This window comes from Haladaptatus halobius (assembly GCF_020618475.1).
In the GTDB taxonomy this organism is placed as follows: Archaea; Halobacteriota; Halobacteria; order Halobacteriales; family Haladaptataceae; genus Haladaptatus; species Haladaptatus halobius.
In genome coordinates, this window is record NZ_CP085340.1 from 209,586 (window position 1) to 231,317 (window position 21,732).

The 21,732-nt window shown below is 56.4% G+C and carries 16 protein-coding genes and 2 pseudogenes; 7 read left to right on the top strand and 11 right to left on the bottom strand.

The window, feature by feature from the left end; translation table 11 throughout:
• Positions 1-297: 297 nt before the first annotated feature.
• A complete protein-coding gene (locus LIW51_RS34395; RefSeq protein ID WP_227380497.1) occupies positions 298-633 on the bottom strand; it encodes a DUF2267 domain-containing protein in 336 nt (111 codons plus the stop codon).
• Positions 634-918: 285 nt separating this feature from the next.
• Here LIW51_RS34395 and LIW51_RS34400 point away from each other — a divergent pair, with 285 nt between their 5' ends.
• The gene (locus LIW51_RS34400) at positions 919-1,179 is read left to right on the top strand and encodes a hypothetical protein (protein WP_227380498.1); all 261 of its coding nucleotides are present in this window, start codon (positions 919-921) and stop codon (positions 1,177-1,179) included.
• A 224-nt stretch (positions 1,180-1,403) separates the two neighbouring features.
• Here LIW51_RS34400 and LIW51_RS34405 read toward each other — a convergent pair whose 3' ends face one another.
• Genes LIW51_RS34405 through LIW51_RS34420 form a run of 4 tightly spaced genes read right to left on the bottom strand, consistent with a single transcriptional unit; the run spans position 1,404 to position 10,045 of the window.
• Entirely contained in the window at positions 1,404-5,069 is a 3,666-nt protein-coding gene (locus LIW51_RS34405; protein ID WP_227380499.1) for a DUF8128 domain-containing protein, read from the bottom strand.
• Positions 5,066-8,413, bottom strand: coding sequence for a VirB4 family type IV secretion system protein (locus LIW51_RS34410; protein WP_227380500.1), 3,348 nt, complete (start codon positions 8,411-8,413; stop codon positions 5,066-5,068). The genes LIW51_RS34405 and LIW51_RS34410 overlap by 4 nt, the downstream gene beginning before the upstream one ends.
• Entirely contained in the window at positions 8,410-9,651 is a 1,242-nt protein-coding gene (locus tag LIW51_RS34415) for a TrbL/VirB6 family protein (protein WP_227380501.1), read from the bottom strand. Before LIW51_RS34415 ends, LIW51_RS34410 begins: the two co-directional genes overlap by 4 nt.
• A gap of 25 nt (positions 9,652-9,676) precedes the next feature.
• A complete protein-coding gene (locus LIW51_RS34420; protein WP_227380502.1) occupies positions 9,677-10,045 on the bottom strand; it encodes a hypothetical protein in 369 nt (122 codons plus the stop codon).
• 423 nt (positions 10,046-10,468) lie between these two features.
• Between LIW51_RS34420 and LIW51_RS34425 the strand changes: the two genes are divergently transcribed.
• The gene (locus tag LIW51_RS34425) at positions 10,469-10,723 is read left to right on the top strand and encodes a hypothetical protein (RefSeq protein WP_227380503.1); all 255 of its coding nucleotides are present in this window, start codon (positions 10,469-10,471) and stop codon (positions 10,721-10,723) included.
• Here LIW51_RS34425 and LIW51_RS34430 read toward each other — a convergent pair.
• Positions 10,720-11,130 carry a coiled-coil domain-containing protein gene (locus LIW51_RS34430; RefSeq protein ID WP_227380504.1) on the bottom strand — a complete coding sequence of 137 codons (411 nt, stop codon included), beginning with the start codon at positions 11,128-11,130 and terminating at the stop codon, positions 10,720-10,722. The genes LIW51_RS34425 and LIW51_RS34430 overlap by 4 nt on opposite strands.
• Before the next feature lie 1,120 nt (positions 11,131-12,250).
• Between LIW51_RS34430 and LIW51_RS34435 the strand changes: the two genes are divergently transcribed.
• From LIW51_RS34435 to LIW51_RS38890, 3 genes and pseudogenes are all read left to right on the top strand, one after another.
• Positions 12,251-15,310 carry a GH92 family glycosyl hydrolase gene (locus LIW51_RS34435; protein WP_227380505.1) on the top strand — a complete coding sequence of 1,020 codons (3,060 nt, stop codon included), beginning with the start codon at positions 12,251-12,253 and terminating at the stop codon, positions 15,308-15,310.
• Between the two features lie 150 nt (positions 15,311-15,460).
• A pseudogene (locus LIW51_RS38885) lies at positions 15,461-15,679 on the top strand (AGE family epimerase/isomerase); the annotation flags it as partial.
• 122 nt (positions 15,680-15,801) lie between these two features.
• Positions 15,802-16,200, top strand: coding sequence for an AGE family epimerase/isomerase (locus LIW51_RS38890; protein WP_255767733.1), 399 nt, complete (start codon positions 15,802-15,804; stop codon positions 16,198-16,200).
• Between the two features lie 268 nt (positions 16,201-16,468).
• On the opposite strand, the gene LIW51_RS34445 is transcribed toward LIW51_RS38890, so the two are convergent.
• The 5 genes from LIW51_RS34445 to LIW51_RS34465 form a co-directional block, all read right to left on the bottom strand.
• The gene (locus LIW51_RS34445) at positions 16,469-17,944 is read right to left on the bottom strand and encodes a glycoside hydrolase family 47 protein (protein ID WP_227380506.1); all 1,476 of its coding nucleotides are present in this window, start codon (positions 17,942-17,944) and stop codon (positions 16,469-16,471) included.
• Positions 17,945-18,176: 232 nt separating this feature from the next.
• On the bottom strand, positions 18,177-18,428 hold the full coding sequence (locus LIW51_RS34450) for a fibronectin type III-like domain-contianing protein (protein WP_227380507.1): 252 nt from the start codon (positions 18,426-18,428) through the stop codon (positions 18,177-18,179).
• A gap of 154 nt (positions 18,429-18,582) precedes the next feature.
• Positions 18,583-19,239 (bottom strand): bacterio-opsin activator domain-containing protein, encoded by a 657-nt coding sequence (locus tag LIW51_RS34455; RefSeq protein WP_227380508.1) that lies wholly within the window; start codon positions 19,237-19,239, stop codon positions 18,583-18,585.
• A 92-nt stretch (positions 19,240-19,331) separates the two neighbouring features.
• Entirely contained in the window at positions 19,332-19,592 is a 261-nt protein-coding gene (locus LIW51_RS34460; RefSeq protein WP_227380509.1) for a hypothetical protein, read from the bottom strand.
• 310 nt (positions 19,593-19,902) lie between these two features.
• Positions 19,903-20,526, bottom strand: a complete 624-nt coding sequence (locus LIW51_RS34465) for a helix-turn-helix domain-containing protein (RefSeq protein WP_227380510.1) — start codon at positions 20,524-20,526, stop codon at positions 19,903-19,905.
• Positions 20,527-20,945: 419 nt separating this feature from the next.
• Between LIW51_RS34465 and LIW51_RS39710 the strand changes: the two are divergent.
• A pseudogene (locus tag LIW51_RS39710) lies at positions 20,946-21,329 on the top strand (VOC family protein).
• A 71-nt stretch (positions 21,330-21,400) separates the two neighbouring features.
• Complete coding sequence (locus LIW51_RS34475; RefSeq protein ID WP_438267500.1) at positions 21,401-21,586, top strand: hypothetical protein; 186 nt, start codon at positions 21,401-21,403, stop codon at positions 21,584-21,586.
• Positions 21,587-21,732: the final 146 nt, after the last annotated feature.

A 21,732-nucleotide genomic window follows, 5' to 3' on the forward strand; every position in this document is an offset into this window, starting at 1 on the left:
ATTGCATAGTTAAGTCAGATTTAATGTTGACAAAATATAGTGTTTAGTCTACAAACACATTATCGTTACATTGAATTTGATCGATGATTTTCCGTAACATGAGCGCCAGTGTCGGTGAGTTGTTCTTCGGCGGTATAAACCGCAAGTAGGACTCTTCCTTCCACTCATCACTCTCTAAACCCAGTATCGACGGAATTCCATTCCTTATGAATATCTCACGACTGCTAGCTTCGCTAGCGATGCAATTCCCTCGTAAGTTGCATTGATGTCTTCTCGTAGCGTTGCTGCAAATCACTCCTATTGGGTATCCTGACCGACCAGCTCGAATAGTTCATCCCAGTCTTCGTCGTCGGGAAGCCCATCGTGTACTTGTTGCATCTCACCGAGGGGAACGACGTCGCTCATAACGTCGACGATTACCCGGGCGTGGTAGGCAGTGTCCGCTTGATCGTCTGGATCTGCCATGTTCTCACGCTTCCAAACGCGGTCAAGAAACCCGTTCCAGTCGAATCGCTGGCCGGACTCAGCCTCGAGCAGGTAGCGGTCGATCTGCATCGGGAGCGGACCGGCGAGGTCGCTGGACCACCTCGAAATAAGAACTGCGAGCGTGACCGAGAACCCGCGACGGGTCATCGGCCCAATAGAACTGACTGGTGAGGAACGGACATTCATCTTCGACGGCAAATTCAGATTCGTGGAGGAACTCAGTAAGTGACTTCGATCCCCGCCTCCCGAGACCTCGTATTGAAGTCAATTTCAATCACTCGGTTGATTGAGATGTATTTCTACAAACAATTATTCGGCTGTCTGCCCTTCCATCTCACGATGCTCAGACCAAAAGCGGTCACACAGAAGACGCCGACGTGGCCAACGCCGACAGCCGAGCAGGTCTAGGTCATTCTCCTCGGAACGTATCATATGGACAAACCGGACCTCGACACGGTGAATGTGAGCGCCAACGATGTCCTCGTCGACACTCGCCAGCGTGAGCTTGACACCCTCGTCTCGAATCTCACACGTGCAGATCCGGATTATGTCGCCGTTGAGCGTCCCGCGTCACACGCAGCTGCCGTGAACGACATCTACGTGCGCTATCGTGACGGTGATGTGACGTACGACGAAAATATCGAATCCTTCACCGACAACAAAAAGAAACACCTGAAGAAGGGATCTCGGTAAGTGAAATTGATGAATTCATTCCAAATGTCATCCCTATCTCGGTAGAGATTGATATCTTGGTAAAAGAAGTATGAGTTTGCCCAGAAGCAGATGATGAGTTCTATGACCGCGTAATAGAGGTAACCAGGAAGAGAGGCTTTGAATTCCCCGTTAATTCTTCAAAGCTAACCGGAGAACGCATCTTCTAGAAAGTTACAGGTTCTCTATAGTTTTTAATCGGTGCTCTAGCTGTTCCTGAGAGAATCGAGGTCAATCCATGACCCGCCGTCGTCCACCGAGTTCTTCCCGGTTCGAATTTCAGCGAGCGTTCGCCGTGTTCCATCCTGTAGGAGTGCGAGTTCCTCTTCCGGGTTGACGTCGGTATACTCAGTGTCGAGACCAAGATCAGGGACAACGAGAATCCGATAATCGTCATCCGAGGGCGTGGTCTCGAACTCGTATTCCGGGATGAACGGTTTCTTAACCGGCGAACCGTCCTCGACATCGGGATACAGACTTGTGTCCGTGAAGATGCTCTCAGCATCCGGGAAGCGGGCGAGCTCGCGCTGTGTGTCCGAGAGAACGTACCCGTGTCCCTCGGACTCCCACAGTGATCGTGGCCCATCAGCGGGCCGCTCCATCAACTCGCCGTCGATCCGGAGATTTCGTTTGCTGTTGTAGAACTCGCCGCCTTGCGCACGGAATGGTGGGTCTGTAAGCGTCGTCTCAACACGGCCAACAATGTCCTCTCGAACGACGAATAAGCACGTCTCTCGTTTTGTGCCATTGACAGCCTTCGCGAGGTTCAGACAGGTTTGTCCGGGGGCATCGTCGCCAGTCGTACACTCAGCTTCAATCGTCACGTCACGGCCGCCTGTAAGCGCCATTAGCACGCGGTCGTCCTTGTTGGCTACCGGCACCCACCCGAGGCCATCCGGGGCATTATGGCCCGCGTCTTCTTGCTCAGGGAGTTCAATCGTCATCCCGAGTTGGGTAAATGCCTCGTAGGAGTCTCGGAGCAGGTCACGGTGCGGTTTGTTCCCCGACTTCGGATCTTTCCCCGTCGCGAGCGTCCAGTACTTGCCCTTCTCGGTGACACGGAGATAGCTATCTCGCCCCTCGGTTTTCTGTTCGAGGTACCGCGACGAGATCTGTTCGAGCAAGTCCCACAGGTGCGTCATATGCGGCACGTCACGGGTGAGATACTCGTCCACACGCGCTCGGCAGGTATCGGCACCAATCCAGCCATCAGCCGGATTCTGGGCGAGCTGCTCGTCGTAGACGGCTTTACAGATGAGTGCGCTTTCTCGGTCGGTGAGTTCACTCCCGGCAATCTCCTCTGGCGTGGGCAACTCACCACTGTAGAACGTGAGATCCGCGACAATCTCCTCGTCCGTCCGGCGATCGATCCCATAGTGTTCCTTACTCTGGGCGATGAGCGAGGCCATCTCGTCGTCCGAGCGGATGAAGTCGCGGGCGTGGTCGTTTTCGTCGATCGGAAACAGGCCTTTGCACTTGACGGTGTGCGTCCGGCTCTTCTCGGCGTCACGCGGCCACATGTAGAACTCGTACTTATCGAGGCCCATCAGGTCCTCTGCGTCCGTCTCGTCGTCCTGTTTCGTCGCCACCGCTTGCGCTTCGCCCTTCCGACCAGGGTAGAACGTTACGAAGAAGTCACATTGCCCGAGGACACGCTGATAGATTGGCTTCGGTACCTGCGAGGTGAGATCCTGACACGCGGCCATGACGGTCATGTTGAAGCCTGCTGCGTTACTGAGAATCTTCGTAATCCCCGACTGTCCCTTGATGATGTCGTTGAACTCGTCTAGAATCACGTGCGTTTTCGCGGGTGCCTCTCCCTTCCGATCTAACCACTGGACGGCCACGAAGACAAGCCGGAGCAACATGCTTGAGACGAGCTTCCCGACTTCGCCGTTGGTCGATTGATCGCGAACGATGATCTTCTTGCCCTCACGAACGGCGTCGAAGATGTTGATTGAGGACTCGGGAGCGCTCGTTAACTCTCGTAGCTCCCGCGTCTGCACCCACTTCTGCAGGCGTCCTGAGATGGCATCGACGTCCTGATCATCCATCTCGGCGATTTTCTCGGCATACTCGACCCACCTGATTCCTTGATCCTGAATCCGCCTCCAGACCTCTTCACGAGCAAAGGCGACCGCGTAGTAGAGGTCGATCAGCGTACAGGGTTCGTCCATGTCGGCGAACGCTTTGACCATCGTCAGGGTGATGCGGTCCATCCGCGCGCCCCAGAAGTCCGCTTCACCGCCGGACTGGGCGAGGAGTGCTTTCGTGCCTTCGATGATCGTTTGCGCCCACTCATCGAAGGCTGGTGTATTTGGTTCGAGGTCCGACGGTGGTTCAAGGAAATTCAGCGTCACCTGTTGATCGGCGTCCGGATCCCCGATATCGATGAAAATCAGGTCGTCCTCGTCCGCCTCTGGGATGGCTCTCACGAAGTCTTGCCCGTCCTGTCCCTTCGGGTCATAGGCGAGCATGAACTCGTCTGAGCGTTGAATCACCTGGTTCGTGTGATGCTTGAGGAACGTCGTTTTCCCCTGGCGGGTGGCACCATCGAGGAACGTGTGGCCTTCGAACATCTCGGGCCACACACCCGCCTCAACACCGTTTCGGACACCATGGCCGTACCAGTACGGTCGCCCCGCCCCGGCGTTCCTGAGCATGGCTGCCTCTTTCTCTAACGGGGTTGCGGTCATCGGGTCGAGGCCGACCTGCTTGAAGTCAAAGCGCGGCGTGCCGACTGGGACACCCTTGCCTGCTCGTGCGGTCACGAACTCCACACCCGGCGTGCTGATCTCGTCGTCCAGGAGGTGACACGCTCCAGCAAGTGCGCTCGTCGACTGAATCATGTTCCGATCTTCCCACCGACGACCCGCTGCTTGCGTGAACAATTTGCGGAGGTCGTCGTCGGTATAGGAGACCGGTACAAAGCCCTGATCGAACGTTGAGAGGTAGAACGTCTCGAACTCGTTCGCCACGTTTCGCACGCGCTGACTGGCTTCGTCCGGATCGTCACTCAGAGCGAAGATATTGATATTCAGGTGGTAGCCCTTCTCGTTGATCTGATTCTCGATGATACTCGCCGAGTTCTTCACCTCTTGCGGTGGTTCCTCCGTCCGCGTGTAGTCGAGATCCTCCTCCCCGAGAACGTCCATCAGCATGTTCACCGGGATCGATTTCCAGTTGAACGTCTCGGTCGGCTCCTGCATGCGCTTGGCCTTCTCGACAACGCCTTCGGTCCAGCTGTGTTCCGCTGGGCGAAGGACGATCTGGACGAGGACGTCCGTCTCGGCGTGGTCAAACTCGTTGACCATCTCGGAGGTGATTGCCCCGTATGGATCCTGTGCGAAGTCATCCGGCTCAATCTCGTAGTGCTTAATCGGGATGTGCGGGTCCGGTTGGAGGAGTTCGAGCGTCGCCCCCGCGAGATACCGATCACCGTCCGGTACTTGCATGAACGAGCGCGGTGCTTCCTCGACCTGCGCGTTCGGGTAGTTGCTCATGATCTGCCGGCGGAGCTTCCCTGCCGTGCGTTCGCTCCCCGGCACGAATCGGAAGTCGAGACGACCGTCATGGTAGTACAGTTCGAAGGCGTGTGCAGGGCTCTCGTTTCGCTGGTTCTTTCGGCCACCGTACTCGACCTCATGCAGCGACTCAAGCAATCGCTGGCCCTTCTGGAGGCCACCGCCCTTCTTGTACGGCGTGACGTGATAGACCTTCTCAACATGCTGGCTAGCGTCTGATATTTCCTCGCGAAGGGCGTCCCGTGTCACATCACCGTTCGTTCCGATCGAGAGGGGTGGGTAGTTGTTCAACCGCGCCTGTTTGCGCTTATCCACATCGTTGCTGAATGGGTTCGGCAGGAGACTCATTCGCGTTCGCCCCCATCCGCAGCGAGCGCTGTCTGTGCCGGCTCATGTTCGGGTATTCCCTGGGGTAACTCCGTCCAAGAGCATGCTTCGCTTCGCTCGCGGAGGTAGGCCCAGAAATCTTCGCCGTGATCCGTCGGGTCGTAGTCCAGGACAGCAAACTCGCGCGGATTCACGTCCATGTCCATCTCTAAGCGCGTCGGGATGCAGCCCTCGCCTTTCACGCGGAGCAACGCTTCGGAGTACCCGAGGCGTTCGCTCCCCGCTTCGAGGTCGTCGGCATAGGCATACTCGGCAGGACTAAACCCGAGGTCGTCTGCCAGCTCCTCATTCCATTCTTCGAGTGGCTGGACTGCAATCGTCGCCAAGTTGTTCAGGATAATATCAGCGTCATCAGTGAGGCCGTCTTCGGATTCACGCTTGAAGAACTCTGTAATGGATTGCGTCGAGAACATGCACGAGACGTCGAAGTGGCGACTGTGGCGGATGAACTGGGTGAAGAACTCCAGCGAGGACGCATATTTCGTCATGTAATGGGCTTCGTCAACCGAAAACAGCGTCTTCGTGTCCGTAGCCTTGATTTGCTCGTACACCAGCGAGTAGACGATCTGCATCAACAGCCCCGTCAGGCGGTCATCGGTCTTGCCCTCGGTGATCTGGAGATCGATGTAGATGAAGTCATTCCCGGAAATATCGACGTCCATCGGTTTCGCGAGATAGTGCATGCTCCCGCCGGGGAGGAGCGGTTCGATATCGTTGTTCAGAATGTCGATGACGTTGGTCTTGCGTTCGCGCTTGGTATCGCCCGCATCGTCGTCAACCAGCACGAACTCCTCGGGTGATTCGACCATCTGTTTGAAGACGTCGATCACGTCCATGAACGTCGGACTCTCCTCACCGTGCGTACTCGGATCTTCGTCGATCCCCGCGTCACGGTAGGCGATATCGATTGCTTTCTCCCAGACCCCGCGCTTCTTCCCGAGGGGGTAGCCCCGGATATCGTAGTAGCGGTCAACCACCGAAATCGCCCGTTCCTTTGCCTCTTGGAACGGCGTTTCCCGCCCAACAACCTCCAGCTTGTCCTCCGGTGTCGGTTCGATGTGCAACGGATTCAGGCCGGTGTCACCGCCGACAACGATCCGCTCGCCATCGAAGAGTTGGCACAGGCCGCTGAATTCCTGAAGCGGTTCGAGCGCGACGAACTTCCAGTCGGGATTCTGGAGTTTGAGATCGAGGCCGACGCCGGTCGACCGGATGGTTTTCCCGCTCCCAATATCACCAAAGAAGCCCATGTTGTACCCTTTCGTTCGTTTGAACGGGTCGATCATCACGGGTTCATTCAGCTTGGCATGCGTGCCGAAGTGTGCGCCACCCGTTTCATAGACGTTGTGTGAGTGATACGGGAAGAGCGCGCCGAGGCCACGCCCGAGCATGTCGAATTGCTTGCCGATCGAGTCGTAGGCGAGTGGCGCAGTCGTCAGCAAGCCTTCGTCGTGATGGTAGTCGGCTAGCATCGGGCGGCAGTTTGCGGGTGTCCCCTTGAGCAGGGACATGATTTCGCTCCGTGCCTCCTGGAGACTCTCCTGGGTTTCCGCCCGGAGCGTGATGTACGTCCCTGCCTTGAACAGGCCTGAGTCGGATTGCTGGAGCGTCAACTCGATTTCAGCGGCCGTCTCATACTTGTCCTGCAACTCCTCCGTTCGGTCGTGGTCCTTCTCGACGAGCTTGTCCCGCTTGTACTTGAGCGAGCGTTTCGCGTCCCGGGCGTCGTCCTGCGCCTCTTGCTGATCCAGACCGACCAGATGGGTTGTAACGTCCACTGCAACCCCAGGGTGGGCGTAGGAGAGCGCGGCATCCAGCATATTCGGGTGCGGATTCGCGGGCCAATGCTCGATCCACAGTGTGCAGGTGTGTTCGGTCCCATCCAGCACGAGACTTCGCGGGTCGCTCGTGTCTGTCTCTTGTGGCGCGATGAGCGACTGATAGTGATTCGTGTACTCGGCATCCGTCACGGGAATAGAACTCTCGCCGCTGTCGTCGCTCTCCTCGGTATCCTCGCGTTCTTCGACCGCGAGCCCCTTGTCGAGATCCCGGATGGACTCGGCCGCCGGTTGGCCTTGGTTGCGCACCGTCTTGCCGAGTGTTGGGACTTCTGTCGCGATGGACGACGTGTTGAGTGTCGGTTCCGGCGACGCATCGAGCTGGTCGGCGAGCGTCTCGTAGCCGCTCGTCACTTCGTAATCCGCGTTCGCCCCGCGTTCGGCCGGGGATTGACGGACGAGGGCCGCAAAGTCGCCGTAGGCGTAGGCGTTCGCCGCCTGGAAGTGATCGGCTAGGACACGGCTGTATTCCGTTGCACTCACGGGGAAGGCGCGAAGCCCTTCGAGGCGTTCGAGACCCTTCGTGATCAGTGAGACACGTTGCTCCAGGACTTTGAGCATGGACGGTTCAAGTTCGCCGCTGGCGATTTTCTGCTTGAGACGGCGTTTTTTCAACCACGGGCCGAGCTTGGGCACGTTCTTCAGGCCGCCGGTCGTGGATTCATCACTGAATGCGACTTCGTCCGGGCGAACCGAGACGACAAAGTAGTGTTCTCGGTGCATCGTTGTCTTTTCGAGGAGGGTCTCTTTCGCCGCCTTCTCCTCGCAGATATCCGCGAGAACGTGGTTGTCTTCTTCGGCGTACTTCCGGGCCATCTTCCGGAAGGTTGAGCGACGCTTCCCGTAGTCCACCGACCGCATTCGGCTGACCATCTGTGCGTCGTGGTCGATCGCCCCGGCAAGAATTTTCCCGAACTCATTTACGGTCTCTTCCCAAGCTTCAGGCGTTTTGTCCATCACGTTCGCCGGTTTTACCCGAATCAAAGCTGAGATCGTTGAATCAGACTGCTTGATGGCATTGTGGCCGTGAATCGGCTGCTCGACTGGCACCATATCCTGTGTCCGCTGACGCGGCGCGGTGAGGAGCCGAACGATCGGGATTTGCTGAAGTACCGGCAGGCGTTCGGTCAGCCGGACGAACGGCGTGATTTGCTGTGTGATACCACTCTCGGAGGGGTTGGAGTCATGCAACATGATGGATTGATTCGTGATGTGATTAACGCGCAGTCGCAGGTAGCGGACGACGTCAAGTTCGGGCGGTACCCAGAACAGGACGATAATACCGCCGAGGAGCGACAGTGCGAACGCGATGATAAAGACGATGCGAAGCCAGCCACCCGCGGTAATCGCCCCGAGGAGGGCCGCCCACGGAGCCACGAGACTGACGAAGATCTCTTTCTCGGTCCAGCGACCGAGAATTTCACTGTTCAGCGAGTAGTTCGACAGGATTGTCGCATGTTTGCTCATGGTTTCCTCCTGAGAGTGTGTTTGAAGCGGTCACGGTACGTCGAAGACTGACTGTAGTCCCCGAGCGTTCGTTGGGTTCCTCCGTCAGCGGCCGTCCCGCGACCGAAGCGCCCGCCGATACGTCCGAGGACACCACTGTCTTCGTCGTCATCTGACGCGGTGAACTTCTTGTACTGGTTCTGTGTCTTCCGTACGGTTTTCCGCGAGAGCCGTTCCATTCCACCCTTAGAGGTGAGATAGGTCGAATAGAGCGGGTAGAAAATGCCGATTAAGAGGAGCGCGATACTCGTCAGAACGGCACCCAACCCTTTCAGTGAAATCGACCATTTCAGCGTCCAACTCACGAGGAGGATGAACGCCATCGGGAGCGACATCGTCACGAAATTCAGCCACTGCCACGCGAGACTACTACACAGCGAGCGCATGCGACGGTGTGGCCCAAGATACGCGCCCGTGATCAGAATCGGCATCCCAACTTTGTAGACGAGAAGCGCAGTGTCGATGAGCTTGTAGACCATCGCGAGGACGACCATCTCGATCCACCCGATCGCCGCGAACGTCACGCCTCCGATAATCGGGGCCGAACCAAGCTTGACGAGACTGCCGAACGAACTGGTCATTTGCTTCGGACTCGGGGCGATTGCGTTCGCCGCCGTATCGACGAACATCTCCACGAACGTCGAGAGCGGCCACCATAGCGTGAACCAGACCACAGTCGCCATGACAGCAACCGTAATCGCCGACTGACGGCCGCTACTGATGAGGCCAGTGAACGGCGACACCGCCGCACGGACGGAGGCGAGCATGATCAACACCGCGCCAGCAAAGCCGATTGTAACCGGTATATAGATTTGCCAGAACAGAGCCTTATACGGCTGATTCGTCGGAGTTCCGAATATCCCCATCGGACCGTTATTCACGGGATGGTTCACGCCAACGAGGAAATCGATGATTTGCCGGAATAGCCACATCACCGACCCGGTCGCAAGTTTGCCAAAGGCACCGAGAAGGCCAGTCAGGTAATCGAGCGGGTCAAAGCTAATCAGACCACCGCCACCGCCGCCACCTGTCCAGTGGCTTTGATTCGGGGCAGTAGTCGTCACGGTCGTCGGGCTCGTGGTGGTTGCGTTCGCCGCGGTCGTGTTGTTGCCTGTCGTTGGGAGTTCCTGTGCGGCACCGCTAGTCGCTAGCAGTACCACAACGAGAAGTCCAAGCACGACTCTGGTAAGATAGTCCATGTCTGAAGGGGTGAAAGAGGGGTTCTCAGACCAACGGGATGCACGACATCGCGTTCGGGAACACACCGAAGGAGATGGCGATCGCAATCACCGGAATGAGGATCATCAATTGTCCGATTCCTTTCCATCCTTTCCCTTTCATCTGGGACAGCGAGGAGTGCTGACTGCCGCTGCGAGAGTACGGTTCAGCGGCTGTCCCGCCTGCGATCGCCATGATACAACCAGCGAGACCAACGATCATGGCAGATGGAACGCCCCAGGAAATCATCTGACCGAGACTGGTCGAACAGATATTTTGACCGGGGCCACTTTGGGCGACAGCGACGACGATAGTCGCCCGCGTCGCGAGCATGGCGCCGAGGACTTGACCGAATTGGCCGGCCGTGAGTGGCATACTATCGCCCATAATGCGCTTCCAGGTCGTGTTGATTGCTGTACCAGTTTGCTCGAGGGTTTGACTTAGGAATTTCATTGGTTCATCAGGGGAGTTTTATCTGGCATGCTGTACAAGTAGCACGATATGCGTCGTAATGGCCCAATTCAGGCTTATTACAGACCACAACAAACAGTATAATGTACACTAACATAAACCTTAGGTACAACAGAGGTTGTCCTAATGTCTGATGAAGACGGCAGTGACGAGCAAAAATATATTAATATCAAACTTCCGCGAGACCAATACGATCAACTCGTGGAAACCAAAGAACGACACGGGATGACGTGGAAAGGACTCCTTCTCCATGCTCAACGAGACCTACGAAAGAATAATAACGAAAGCGACTGAATAAACCTAATAGAAACCAAAGGAAAATAGAGCATGGGACTCATATTCAGCGATCGGGCAGACGCAAAGGCCGCGAAATTCGTCGGAGTTCTGACTGCAGCTTACGGTCTTGTAGCTATGAACTCAGAGTCGTGGGGAATCCTCTCAGGAGCGACTCTTATCGTCGCTGGTATCGTTCTATTCCGCCATAACGCCCAGACAGTGAATGGCATCCGTGGTATTCTCAGGAATATCCTCTTCTTCGTCCTGCTCATCATCGCAGCCGGACTTGGTCCTGCGAGTCCCTAACGATCCTTGTCCATCTCGTCAATCTTCTCTGCAACTTCCGTAAACCGCTCCAGGACTGCCGACCGAAAGTTCTCCAGTTCGTTCTCCAGTTGCTCGTTCTTCTCCTGGAGGTCTTCGACGTCCTGCTGGAGCTGCTCGACCGTTTCACCGGGTGCCATAATATCTTCAGCTACCTGTGCTCCCTCGTCTGTGAGTCGGTAGGAGTTCGCTCGATTGGAACTGCCGACGTCTAGCATCTCGCCCTTCTCCAGGTAGCCTTGTTCAATCAACTCACCAGCGTGATAGCCTATCGTATTGTTTGAGAGATTGGTCTCGCTAGTGAGGTCACGAGTTGTCACTGGTGCGGTAAGTTGGGTCGCTACTTTGAGAATTTGTGCTTGTTTTGGGTGTATCGAATCCTTGCCCATATTTTGATGCACCCTCCCCCTTGGTATATAATTTGGTATCGAATCCGTATCAAATCCAGAACGGCGAATACAATAGGACCAAACAAAGGAACGTAGCTATTGGGAAAAGAAAACCTGAGCGTCACTCGAAATCATTGTCTGAATAACTATCGTCAAGCAGATAAGATAACGTCTAAACCATCTAGCCGTCCACCAACACAGTGAAAGTGGCACCCCAGAGGGTTTCCAGCAGGATCGAGCAAATCCCGCGAGAAGCGACGGACAGAACACGCCGACGAATGGGACAGTCCACTATGCAGAACCACAGGAAAGAGAACCTACAGTAGTGGGACAGTCTACCCGAGGTCACACGAGGAAACAAGAGAGCGAGACTGTGGGACAGTCAAGCCGTACCGAACCCTGAGGGGAATAGACCGACGAAAAGGGGACAGTCCAACAATGCGCCCAGCGGGCCAGCTGAGAACAACGTGATGACAACAGGAAAACGACACAACACTGGCAGCAAGCCGCCATGAGCAGCACCAGGCAGTGTGCCGCACAGCGGAGAGGCCACAATAGCACAGCAACCGCTACCGCGCCCGCGACAGCAGAATAGGACTACCGATGGCCAGCACAGGTGAGAATAGCCGTGATACCCTTGGAAGAGCAACAGACGAGAAAAGTAGACAGTCTGCCCTGCCGGGACAGAAGAGGAAACCACTGAGCGCTTGTGTGGGGTGCCAGTATCCGCACTGGAGAAGGGTGCCGACGAGCGACACGCAGTCAACCAGTCTTGGTGCACTCTTCACTTGTTTAATTTGCATCTCACGCCATGGTTGCTGTCGAGTGGTGTCATCAGTGGCTGTCGTGGTGTCGTGAATGGGAGCGCCGTCAGCGATCATCTACTCGCTGTTCGCCGTCTCGTGGCGAGGTCGATTTGATTTTAGCAGTGTGTCAATAAAACGACCTGTGAACACTAAGCTAGAGCGCTTTTATAATATGATAGGGATAAACTTTATCTAACTTCATTACTGTGTTTTACTTGAGATAATCAGAAGAAAATAGACAAAACACGTACTCTCGAACGTATCCAGACAGATCAAATAGATAACGTATAAGAACAAACCGAAACGGAACACCCATGAGTTCACATAATACTCACGGAACAGATGATACGAATCAGCTATACGACACACTATCGCGACGCTCGGTATTGCAAGCGATGGCCGCCGCCAGCCTTGGCGCGTCGTTCGGAACCACAGCGGCCGACCGAGGAACCGGGCCCGTTGGGGTCGATCCGGCGTCAGCGGAGAAGCCGGTCGAGTACGTCGATCCATTCATCGGCACCGCGAGGGCGGAAGCTGCGGGATCCGGTGGGGAAGCTATGCCCTATCCCAACATGTTTCCGGGGCCGACGCGGCCCCACGGGATGGTGCAACTCAGTCCCGACACAGGGAGAGGGAACATCGCAGGATACCACTTCGAGGACAACAAGATACTTGGCTTCAGCCACACGCACGTCTCCGGCACTGGCTGTTTCGGTCTGGGGAACTTCCTGGCGACGCCGATGACTGCCCCGCTGGAGCGGTTCAAGAGTACTGAGCTGAATCCGACGGAGGCGGTGTCAGCGTCGTTCTGGTTCAAGACTGATGGCGATATGCCCGGTGGGATTACATCGGTCTTTCGCCATGATCGACACATCACGCCTCTCCAGCTGTGGGACGGGGGCGAGACGGGCAACCTCATATACTTCAGCGAGGATGCCGATGGCTTTCAGACCCTCTCGTTCGACTTTGGGACGTACGCCGACGATCAGTGGCACCACTATGCGATAACCTATGAAAGCGGCAATCGAGCCGCTATCTACGTCGACGGAGAGAAGGTCGCCGCAACCTCGGACAACGTCGGGTCGCTGACACCGAGTAGCCTTCCGTGGTCTATTGGAGCCGCAATTGATAGAGGTGGAGAGTACTTCCAAGGGACCCTTGACGAGATCACGTTGTTCGACACTGCCCTCACTGCCGACCAAGTGCAGACGCTCGCCGATGGCACGGCCACGGCCAGTGAGAGCGCCGTCTTTCGGTTCTCCTTCGAAGAGTCTGGCGTCGAGCAGATTTCTGATCTCGCCGGTCACGACCATCCTGGCGTCGTCTACGGTGACCCGATGTGGGAGAGCGGAGCGAGCAGGAAATCACTCGCCTTCGACGGTGACGGCGACGCTGTCGGGGTCGAGCTCCCGAGCGTGAGTTCAGCGTTCTCCCACGAGAGCGAGACGGCCTCGCCGGGGTATTACGCGGTCACACTCGAGGACTACGCTGTCGATGCCGAACTCACCGCTACCGACCGAGTCGGCGTCCATCGGTATACGTTCCCCGAGACCGACACGGCGACCGTTGCGCTCGATGCATCGTATAATTTGGGTGACTCGGGACTTGACGATGCGAGCGTCGAAATCCGCGATAATCAGACCATCGTCGGATCGCAGACTGTCCCTGATCCGTTCTGTAGTGGCGCCGAGAGCTTCACAATATACTTCGCCGCTGCGTTCTCGCAATCCTTCGACGAGGCTGGAACCTGGAGTGGATCGAGCGTCGACGATGGGTCGACCAGTGCCTCTGGCCAGGACGTCGGAGCGTACGCGACGTACGCGACCGAGGCGGGCGACGAACTCATCATGAAGGTCGGCATCTCGTACGTCAGCGTTGAGAACGCCCTTGCGAACATCGAAGCCGAGGTACCGAATTGGAATTTCGAGGGTGTGCGCACAGACGCCAGTGAAACGTGGAACGAGCGCCTCTCACGGATTCAGGTCGACGGGGACGCCGAAAACAAGGTGAAGTTCTACACGTCACTGTACCACACGATGCTCGGCCCGACGATCTTCGAGGACGCCAACGGTGAGTATGTGGGGATGGACGATGAGGTGTACGTCGCTGAGCGGGAGGGTGAGCGCTACCACCACTACCAGATGTTCTCTCTATGGGATACCTTCCGTGCCGAGCACCCCCTTTTAAACATCATTGAGCCGGAGGTTCAGACCGACGCCATCCGATCCTTGTTAGACATGTACGACCACGGTGGGTGGCTGCCGAAGTGGCAGTTCGTGAACCGGTACACGAACGTGATGATCGCCGACCATGCGACCTCCATCATCGCTGAATCCTACATGAAGGGGTTGCGGGACTACGACGTTGAGAAGGCCTATGAGGCGATGTACAAGAACTCCACGAAGGTCCCTGGCGATGACACCTACTTCGTCGGTCGGCAGGGCCTACAGCAGTACGAGGAACACGGCTATATCCCACACGACGATACCGGTGGCGCGTGGGGGTCAGTCTCAACGACGCTCGAGGACACCTACTGCGACTACGCTATCGCCCAGGTTGCAAAGGAGATGGACAAAATCGACGACTTCAAACGGTTCATCAAGCGAGCCGGCTACTACAAGAACGTCTTCGACCCAGCGTCGAAGTTCATGCGTCCGCGGCTCTCCGACGGGTCGTGGAAGACGCCGTTCGATCCAACGGACTGGGACGGATTCACTGAGGGGAACTCGTGGTCGTACACGTGGCACGTCCTCCAGGACGTCGGCGGTCTCATCGACTTGATGGGCAAGGAGACATTCGTCGATCGCCTCGACCATTATTTCTCGGAGTTCATCTATCCAGGATGGGGCGAATCGTTCTCCCACTACTGGCAGGGGAACGAACCCGACCACCACTACCCCTACCTCTACAACTACGCCGGGCAGCCCTGGAAGACACAGGAGGTGGTACAAGATATCACGAACCAACTGTACACGACCGGTCCAGGCGGCATCCCTGGCAACGAAGACGTCGGGCAAATGTCAGCCTGGTTCGTACTGAGCGCGATGGGGTTCTACCCGGTCACACCGGCGCAAGGGACGTACATCATCGGGAGCCCACTCTTCGAGAAACTGGAGATCAATCTTCCCAAGTACCACTATGGTGGCGGGACGTTTACGGTGACGACCAACGGCCAAGATTACAGCCCGGACGATTACCGTTACATTGAGACCGCTCACTTGAACGGGGAACCGCATCGCGAAAGCTGGTTCACGCACGCGGATCTCGAAGATGGAGGAACACTCGAACTGACGATGGGCAGCGACCCGAATACGGACTGGGGTGTCGAGCCGCACTCGAGTGTCGACATGCCGCCGTCGATGAGTGACGACTGACGAACGTCCCTCTCTCCAGTTTTGTCTCCGCTCTTTGATCATGTTCAGCGAGGTTTTGATACAGACCGATAGCGCATATCCGCGTCTTCAGGCGCGGGAGGAGGTCAATCCACGCAGACACCGAATCGGATCATTAGCTCGGTGGTCGCTGTGCAGAATAGAGCGCTTCTGGGGCCCAACTACGACCTCTGCAAGAGTGCGTTCATGCCTGACTTCACCGAGAGCGAGGACTACCGTGGGCAGAACGCCAACATGCACACCTGCGAAGCCATGCTCGCCGCCCACGAGGTGAACGGCGAAGAGCGGTACCTCAACCGGGGCACCGACATCGGCCACGCCCTGACCGTCCGACAGGCTGAGTCGACCGACGGACTGCTGTGGGAACACTACACCACTGACTGGGAGCATGACATCGAGTACAACCGCGCCACCAGTTCCGTCAATGAGGGTACCAGCCCAACCACCATATCAAGTGGGCGAAGCTGCTGGCGATCTTCGATCGCTACACGGACACCGCGTGGGCGCTCGACCGGGCCGAAGAGCTGTTCGACGCCACGATCGAGCACAGCTGGGACGCGGAGTACGGTGGCTTCTATTACACCTTCGACAGAGACGGCGCTCCGATCGTCGAGGACAAATACGGCTGGCCGGTCGCGGAGGGGATCGGTGCGGCCGCTGCGTTGTCCAAACGGGTCGGCAATGAACGATATCGGAAGTGGTACGACCGCCTGTGGGAGTACGCCGAGGCGAATCTGACCGCACCAGGGTGGGAATTGGTACGAGAAACTCTCCCGGAAGAACGATTTCTACGAGACCGAGCCGGGTTCGACTGCCGGCCCTGGCTATCACCCGATCGGAACCTGCTTCGAGGGGCTGCGCTCCTTGGATAGCTAGTCAGGCGGGAGGGGGACGGTTCTGTAATCTCTCCAGACGGTTCCAAGACGGCTAGGGACATCCGCTGACACCGTTTACCGAATGACGAAGCGAATGCCACGGGTCGTTCGGAAGACCGGCCGTCTACCGTGATGACGAGACGCCTCCAGCGTCTCGAACTACTCAACCCTGAGGCGATCCACTTGCATTTTCAGCTCCTAGGTGGTACACCGCCAACTCCAAGCAGCTTACGAACCGAAACTGAAAAACCAATTGCTAGATGCGCTACTGGAGTCCGCGAACAACGTTCCCCTCGGTCGTAAGATAGTAATTGTCTCGATCAAGCCGGTCGGGTTCGGCGAACAGTAGATAGAAGTACTTCATATTCTCGGAGAACCAGTAGCCCATCGTGAGGTCACCCCGCTCCATCGGACGCGTGGTGACATCCTCGATAACGGTATAGCCGTTCTCTACCTGCGAATGCGTTTTCATCTGCTGATAGTGACGGTAGGCACGGTCACGGTACACCTCGTCTCCGGTTTCGTCATAGAGGAGGAGTGCCGGGCCGAGGTACTCCGGACGAAGATACCACGACGGCCACACGGCAGAGAGATCGCTGTAATTGATCTGTCCCGGTGGCAATCCGAATTTTTCGTGAACCTGCGTCCAGGAGTCGTGATAGGCGCCGCCGAGGTCAGGCTGTCCGGACTCGACGAGGAGGCCAGCGAAGAATTGAGAGAGTTCGCTTTGCTGTCTATCACCGAGTTCACCGGTATTCATATCCACTCGCTTGAACCAAAGATAGTCATTGTACCACTCCGCCTGGTGGTCGAAAATCCCGTCTAGCAGGACGCTATACCACTCCAAGAGGTCAGAATCGCCGAAGAGGGCCCATCCATCCCAAAGGTATTCATAAAACGAGTCGACGGGCGGGCCAATACGGGCGAGGGTGTCTGTCCATTCCCCGGTTTCCACGTTGATTGTAGCGCCCAGTAAATCGAGATTCGAGCGGCGTTCATAGGCCGCCTGAAGAGCGTTCTTCGCTGCGTTGTAGTATTTGTCGTCGCCGACGAGTTCGGACAGTTCGCCCCACTCGACGATGTGGGTGCCGATTTCAGCCATGAAGTTTTCGGGGTTGTCAAAGAAGCCGCTACTGACTTCGCCTGTCCGAAGGTTCACAAACCGATACGGCATCCCAGTCGGTGACTTCTCGAACGCCGGAAGGAGTCGATCCGCAAGATCTTGGGCGAGATCTAACAGCGTCTCGTTTTCGGTCGCCTTATAGCCCGCTATAAGCCCGCCGACGAGTCGAATTGTCGCCTCGAAGACCTGGATTTCTTGGTCGTAATCGAAGGTGAGATTCTCTTCAATCCATTCGACGGCAATCGAGAGTTCCTCGTCGAGTCCCATTAGATACATCGTGTCGAGACTCTCGATGATCGTCAGCCCGAGAGACTCATCTTCGAGGAAGAACTCGTCATACGTCTCGGAGAGGGGCTTAAGTCGATCGTGGCCGAATGCGTGTTCTTTGTACTCTTTCCACGCACGAAGGAATTCCCTACGAACATCATTGGCGATTGCAGGATCGGCCGGACGCTTGCCAGCCGAACGAGACCGCTTCGAGGCACCAGTCGATATTCCGCTAAACAATCCCGCACCGGTTCCGAGTGCCGTCGTTCTGCGCATCATCGAACGACGATCAAGGGGGAGACGGAGCTGGTCAATGAGGCCATCGTCGCCTTTTTCTTCAAGTTCTTCCATATTAGCATATAATATTTAAACGTTATAAATCTAATCACTGATTCTTTATATTTCATCCTTACGAGTCATTATTTCCTTCTGCACGACGGAGACACCGAGGTTCAAAAAACTGGACGAGGTGCAGTTGTGCAATATGCAGTGAGCAATTCGTTACCGGTCATCGTCTTCGTGCTGTTCCATTCATTCCCAATCGTCGTACCCGCCAGAGCCAATGGTAAACGTCTCGGTCAGGTCACGAACCGGACGGCGTACTTTCCAGGTTCGAGTACTTTTGGGTCATGTCTCCGGCTATATCGCCTGGAACAACCATCAGCGTCGACAGCGGTGCCTCAATGGTGACCCGTCGGCTCTCTCCTGAGTCGAGTTGGACACGCTCGAAGTCGATGAGTTGCTCATCCGGGTAGATGACCGAGTCGTACGCCTGTGAGAGGTAAGCGTGAGCCACGTCGGTACCACGGCGGTTTCCGACATTCCTTACCGTCACGGACACGTCAACGATGGCGCTGGGATTAGCGGGCGCACCGTTTGGTCGGAGAGTAAGGTTGGAGTATTCGAAGTCGTAACCAACAGAACACGGTAGGTACCCCACCAGTGTTGGTTAATATCGTTGCGGGCGGGAAAAAGCAGGGCAGTGGCTACTACACTCCGTCTTTGTCAACCAACAGTGTGTTTTCGATAATGTTCGCTGTCGCGCGGCGGAGACGCTCACCGACCGCTTGATGGGAGATGTCGAGCTCGGCAGCAAGTTCGACCGCATCGGTCTCGCGTGGAATGGTGTAATACCCACGTTTGTAGGCTTCGACGATCGTATCGTGCTGGCTTTCAGTCAGTCCAAATCGGACACGTCGGGCGGTATCGACATTGTACAGCCGGTCGACGTCGAGATCGAGGCCATGCTTCCTAGCAAAGTCATGGATTGCCGAGACGCCGCTGCGCTCGGGAAACAGCACGCGCAGTGTCCACTCGTCGGCGGCGGCGATCGCCCGCTGGACAGTGGCACCGCACTCGATGACCATGTGCCCAATAATTCGCGCTTCATCGGCCCACTCGAGCCGATAAAACCGTTCTTCGTCGGTCTCAGTGAGCAACTCGACCTGCTTGACACTCGGGTCGGCGTCAAGTATTGCGGTTAGATCTTCCAGTCCCTCACCCAATACCCAAACAAATGGCATGACGCGCGCCGTGTCGTGGGCGACGACGCGGTCGATCTCGAATTTGAGGTGCGGGCGACGGCTGAGCGTTTCTCGAAGTGCGAACTGCTCGGCTGGGATAGAGAACTCCGCAATCGTTGTCATAGATGAGTCATGGCACTCGCATTGGAAAGGGCTATCGGGGACAATGGAACCGTGAAAATCAAAGTTGGTCTCTCAAACCACGGATGGATAGGTTACTCGGCCTCTTTGCCGAAGATCCACCAGCGGAGTCGTGTCGCCAACGTTTGCTCACGCCACGAAAGTTCGTCTTCGACGTAGCGTTTGAGTTCTTGGTTCTCTTCGCGCTGCGCGAGCACTTGGCGCTTTTCTCGTCGTAGTCGTTCGACTTCGGTTTGCAGTTCGTCGTGTTCTTGCTGTAGTCGCTCGTGTTTGTCAATCGGGATGCACTCGCCATCTCCGTGTTCGTTTTCGTGTTCTACTCGTGTTTCGAGCACGTCCCGGATGTATTCTGACCGTGTGTCGCCGTGTTCTGATGCCTCCTGATCTATATCCTCTAGCGTGTCTTCCTGTAGGCAACTAGGTCAGATATAATCGCTTGGATTGGCGGGAATCCTTTTGATGCCAATTAATCCGAAGAGTGACAAATGAGGATTCTAACGCACCGTCTATCGCGAAATTTGGGCCATCAAGCTAAATTTCGCAGGTGTCTATGCGTGACGAATCCTACCTAGCCAACTTCAGAAGTTAGTATGATTAGGATTGACTTCACTCCCGGCTCCCTCGATTCGTCTCTCTATGCCGCGCCTATGAGATGAACTCCTTGATAATCCGGCCTTCAGCCCGATGCAGAACGCCACTAGCCGCCGATTGATTGACCTCAAACGTTTCTGCAAGCTCGATGAGCGTACAGCCGCGAGGGCTGTCGTAGTAGCCGCGTTCAACCGCTTCAGTGATGACCTCCCGCTGGCGTTCGGTCAGAAGTCCGTTTGAATCGTATGATTGGGTTAACGACACGATCTGATACGGGATGTCAGCCGCCGCTAACTCGGTGGTGAACTCCCCCAACTGCTCCAGTGAGGCAGTTAGCTCGATGGACAACCACTCATCCCGGATACTGACGGGAAATCGTGGGAGGGTCCCTGTCGCGCTAAGCACCTCATACAACTCCGGTACCTCTGCCACGTACTGAATTTGCACCATCCCCACGTCGGAATGGATCACCTCGGACGAGCGCACCTCCGGTGCGTCGTCGTACCGACGAGCGATAGCGTTCCCGTCTAACATCGTTATTTCGTCAATGGCGACCATGCCATCGTCCACGGGATGACTCGACAGTATCCTGAACTCGGCGTCCGGGAAGTCGGTCGAGATGACAGTCAGCCAGATGTCGGTCGCTGTAGCATTCAGCTTCAGGTGTACACGAGCCATATACGTTAGAGTTGGCTGACGAGTGGTTTAACAGACTCGCGGGTGACTTAAAAAGGTGAATCCATTCACGCGCAAATCCGTGGTCTCGCCCAGCGTAGTAGACCCATGCCTCCCATGGCATCTGTGATCGAAACGGAATCGCCGACGCGCGTCGATGTGAATCGTCTCGTAAAATACGGCGTGCTGACGCGTGTACCGAGTACTGCTGCGGAGGAGAGCACCGCATGAACCCGAGACTAGAGCTGATCGAGAAGCCCGATGGACCCGAAATGCAGTCCCACTACCGGATGATGCGACAGGAGTTCGGCAAGGTACTGACCCCGGTGAAGGTCGTGTCCGCGCGCATGTCGGGGTCTATGGAACTTGACCGCAAGTTCAATGAATTCCGTGCAACTTGCACAGGGCCGAGGTAAACAAGGATGGTTAAGTACACAAGGCACACGACCCTGTTCGTGTCGGACCAGGATCGCGCCCTCAATTTTTACGAAAAGCTAGGCCTGGAGAAGCACGACGATGTGAACGGACCCTTTGGGCGCTGGCTGACCGTTGCCCCCCCAGGCGACCGGCATGAGATCCTGCTCTGGCCCGGCACGCCATAGAGGCCTGAGTCCACGACCGAGGAGTTCCTTCCCGGACTCGTCTTTCTCGAATACGACGACCTTCGCAAGGACGTCGAGCGCATGCGGTCCGAGGGGGTCAAGTTCGACGGCGAAGCCCCAGTCGAGTATGAGTTTGGCCTGCGCGCCGAGACATCCGACCCGGATGGCAACCACATCGCACTGCGACAGGACCGTAACAAGTAGTGCGCCACCCTGCCTAGACTGCCCGGTCAGAGGTTGTTGGGCGATCGGAGTCCCGCGACGCCTTCGAGGCGGTGTTCTTCCTCCTCGTGACACCGATGATGCACGACTTCTGGGCCGTTCCGGAGGAACAACGAGAAAACGAGATGCAGCACTTCCAGAAGGGCATCATGTTATTGGGTGCAGCGCTGGTGTTCCTCGTGCTCGGCGACGAGACGTGGGCGTACGCGCTCAATAGCTTTCGGGATGTGAACTCATGACTCTCGGAATTCTCAACGCAACCGTCGACAGGGGAGTACAATCGCTAACGAGCAGGTGATCCAGCATGTGCCTCTCTGGACCGGTCTGGTTGCTGGCCGCGACTGTGCCCTGCCGAGAGTTGAGTATCCCATTGGCGTGCAGTCGG

Bases quoted from the DNA above. Each gene is read 5' to 3' on its own strand.
- LIW51_RS34405 (WP_227380499.1), bottom strand. From the start codon at position 5,069: ATGAGTCTCCTGCCGAACCCATTCAGCAACGATGTGGATAAGCGCAAA.
- LIW51_RS34465 (WP_227380510.1), bottom strand. From the start codon at position 20,526: ATGGCTCGTGTACACCTGAAGCTGAATGCTACAGCGACCGACATCTGG.
- LIW51_RS34455 (WP_227380508.1), bottom strand. From the start codon at position 19,239: ATGACAACGATTGCGGAGTTCTCTATCCCAGCCGAGCAGTTCGCACTT.
- LIW51_RS34415 (WP_227380501.1), bottom strand. From the start codon at position 9,651: ATGGACTATCTTACCAGAGTCGTGCTTGGACTTCTCGTTGTGGTACTG.
- LIW51_RS34425 (WP_227380503.1), top strand. From the start codon at position 10,469: ATGGGACTCATATTCAGCGATCGGGCAGACGCAAAGGCCGCGAAATTC.
- LIW51_RS34430 (WP_227380504.1), bottom strand. From the start codon at position 11,130: ATGGGCAAGGATTCGATACACCCAAAACAAGCACAAATTCTCAAAGTA.
- LIW51_RS34395 (WP_227380497.1), bottom strand. From the start codon at position 633: ATGACCCGTCGCGGGTTCTCGGTCACGCTCGCAGTTCTTATTTCGAGG.
- LIW51_RS34400 (WP_227380498.1), top strand. From the start codon at position 919: ATGGACAAACCGGACCTCGACACGGTGAATGTGAGCGCCAACGATGTC.
- LIW51_RS34445 (WP_227380506.1), bottom strand. From the start codon at position 17,944: ATGGAAGAACTTGAAGAAAAAGGCGACGATGGCCTCATTGACCAGCTC.
- LIW51_RS34435 (WP_227380505.1), top strand. From the start codon at position 12,251: ATGAGTTCACATAATACTCACGGAACAGATGATACGAATCAGCTATAC.
- LIW51_RS34420 (WP_227380502.1), bottom strand. From the start codon at position 10,045: ATGCCACTCACGGCCGGCCAATTCGGTCAAGTCCTCGGCGCCATGCTC.
- LIW51_RS34410 (WP_227380500.1), bottom strand. From the start codon at position 8,413: ATGAGCAAACATGCGACAATCCTGTCGAACTACTCGCTGAACAGTGAA.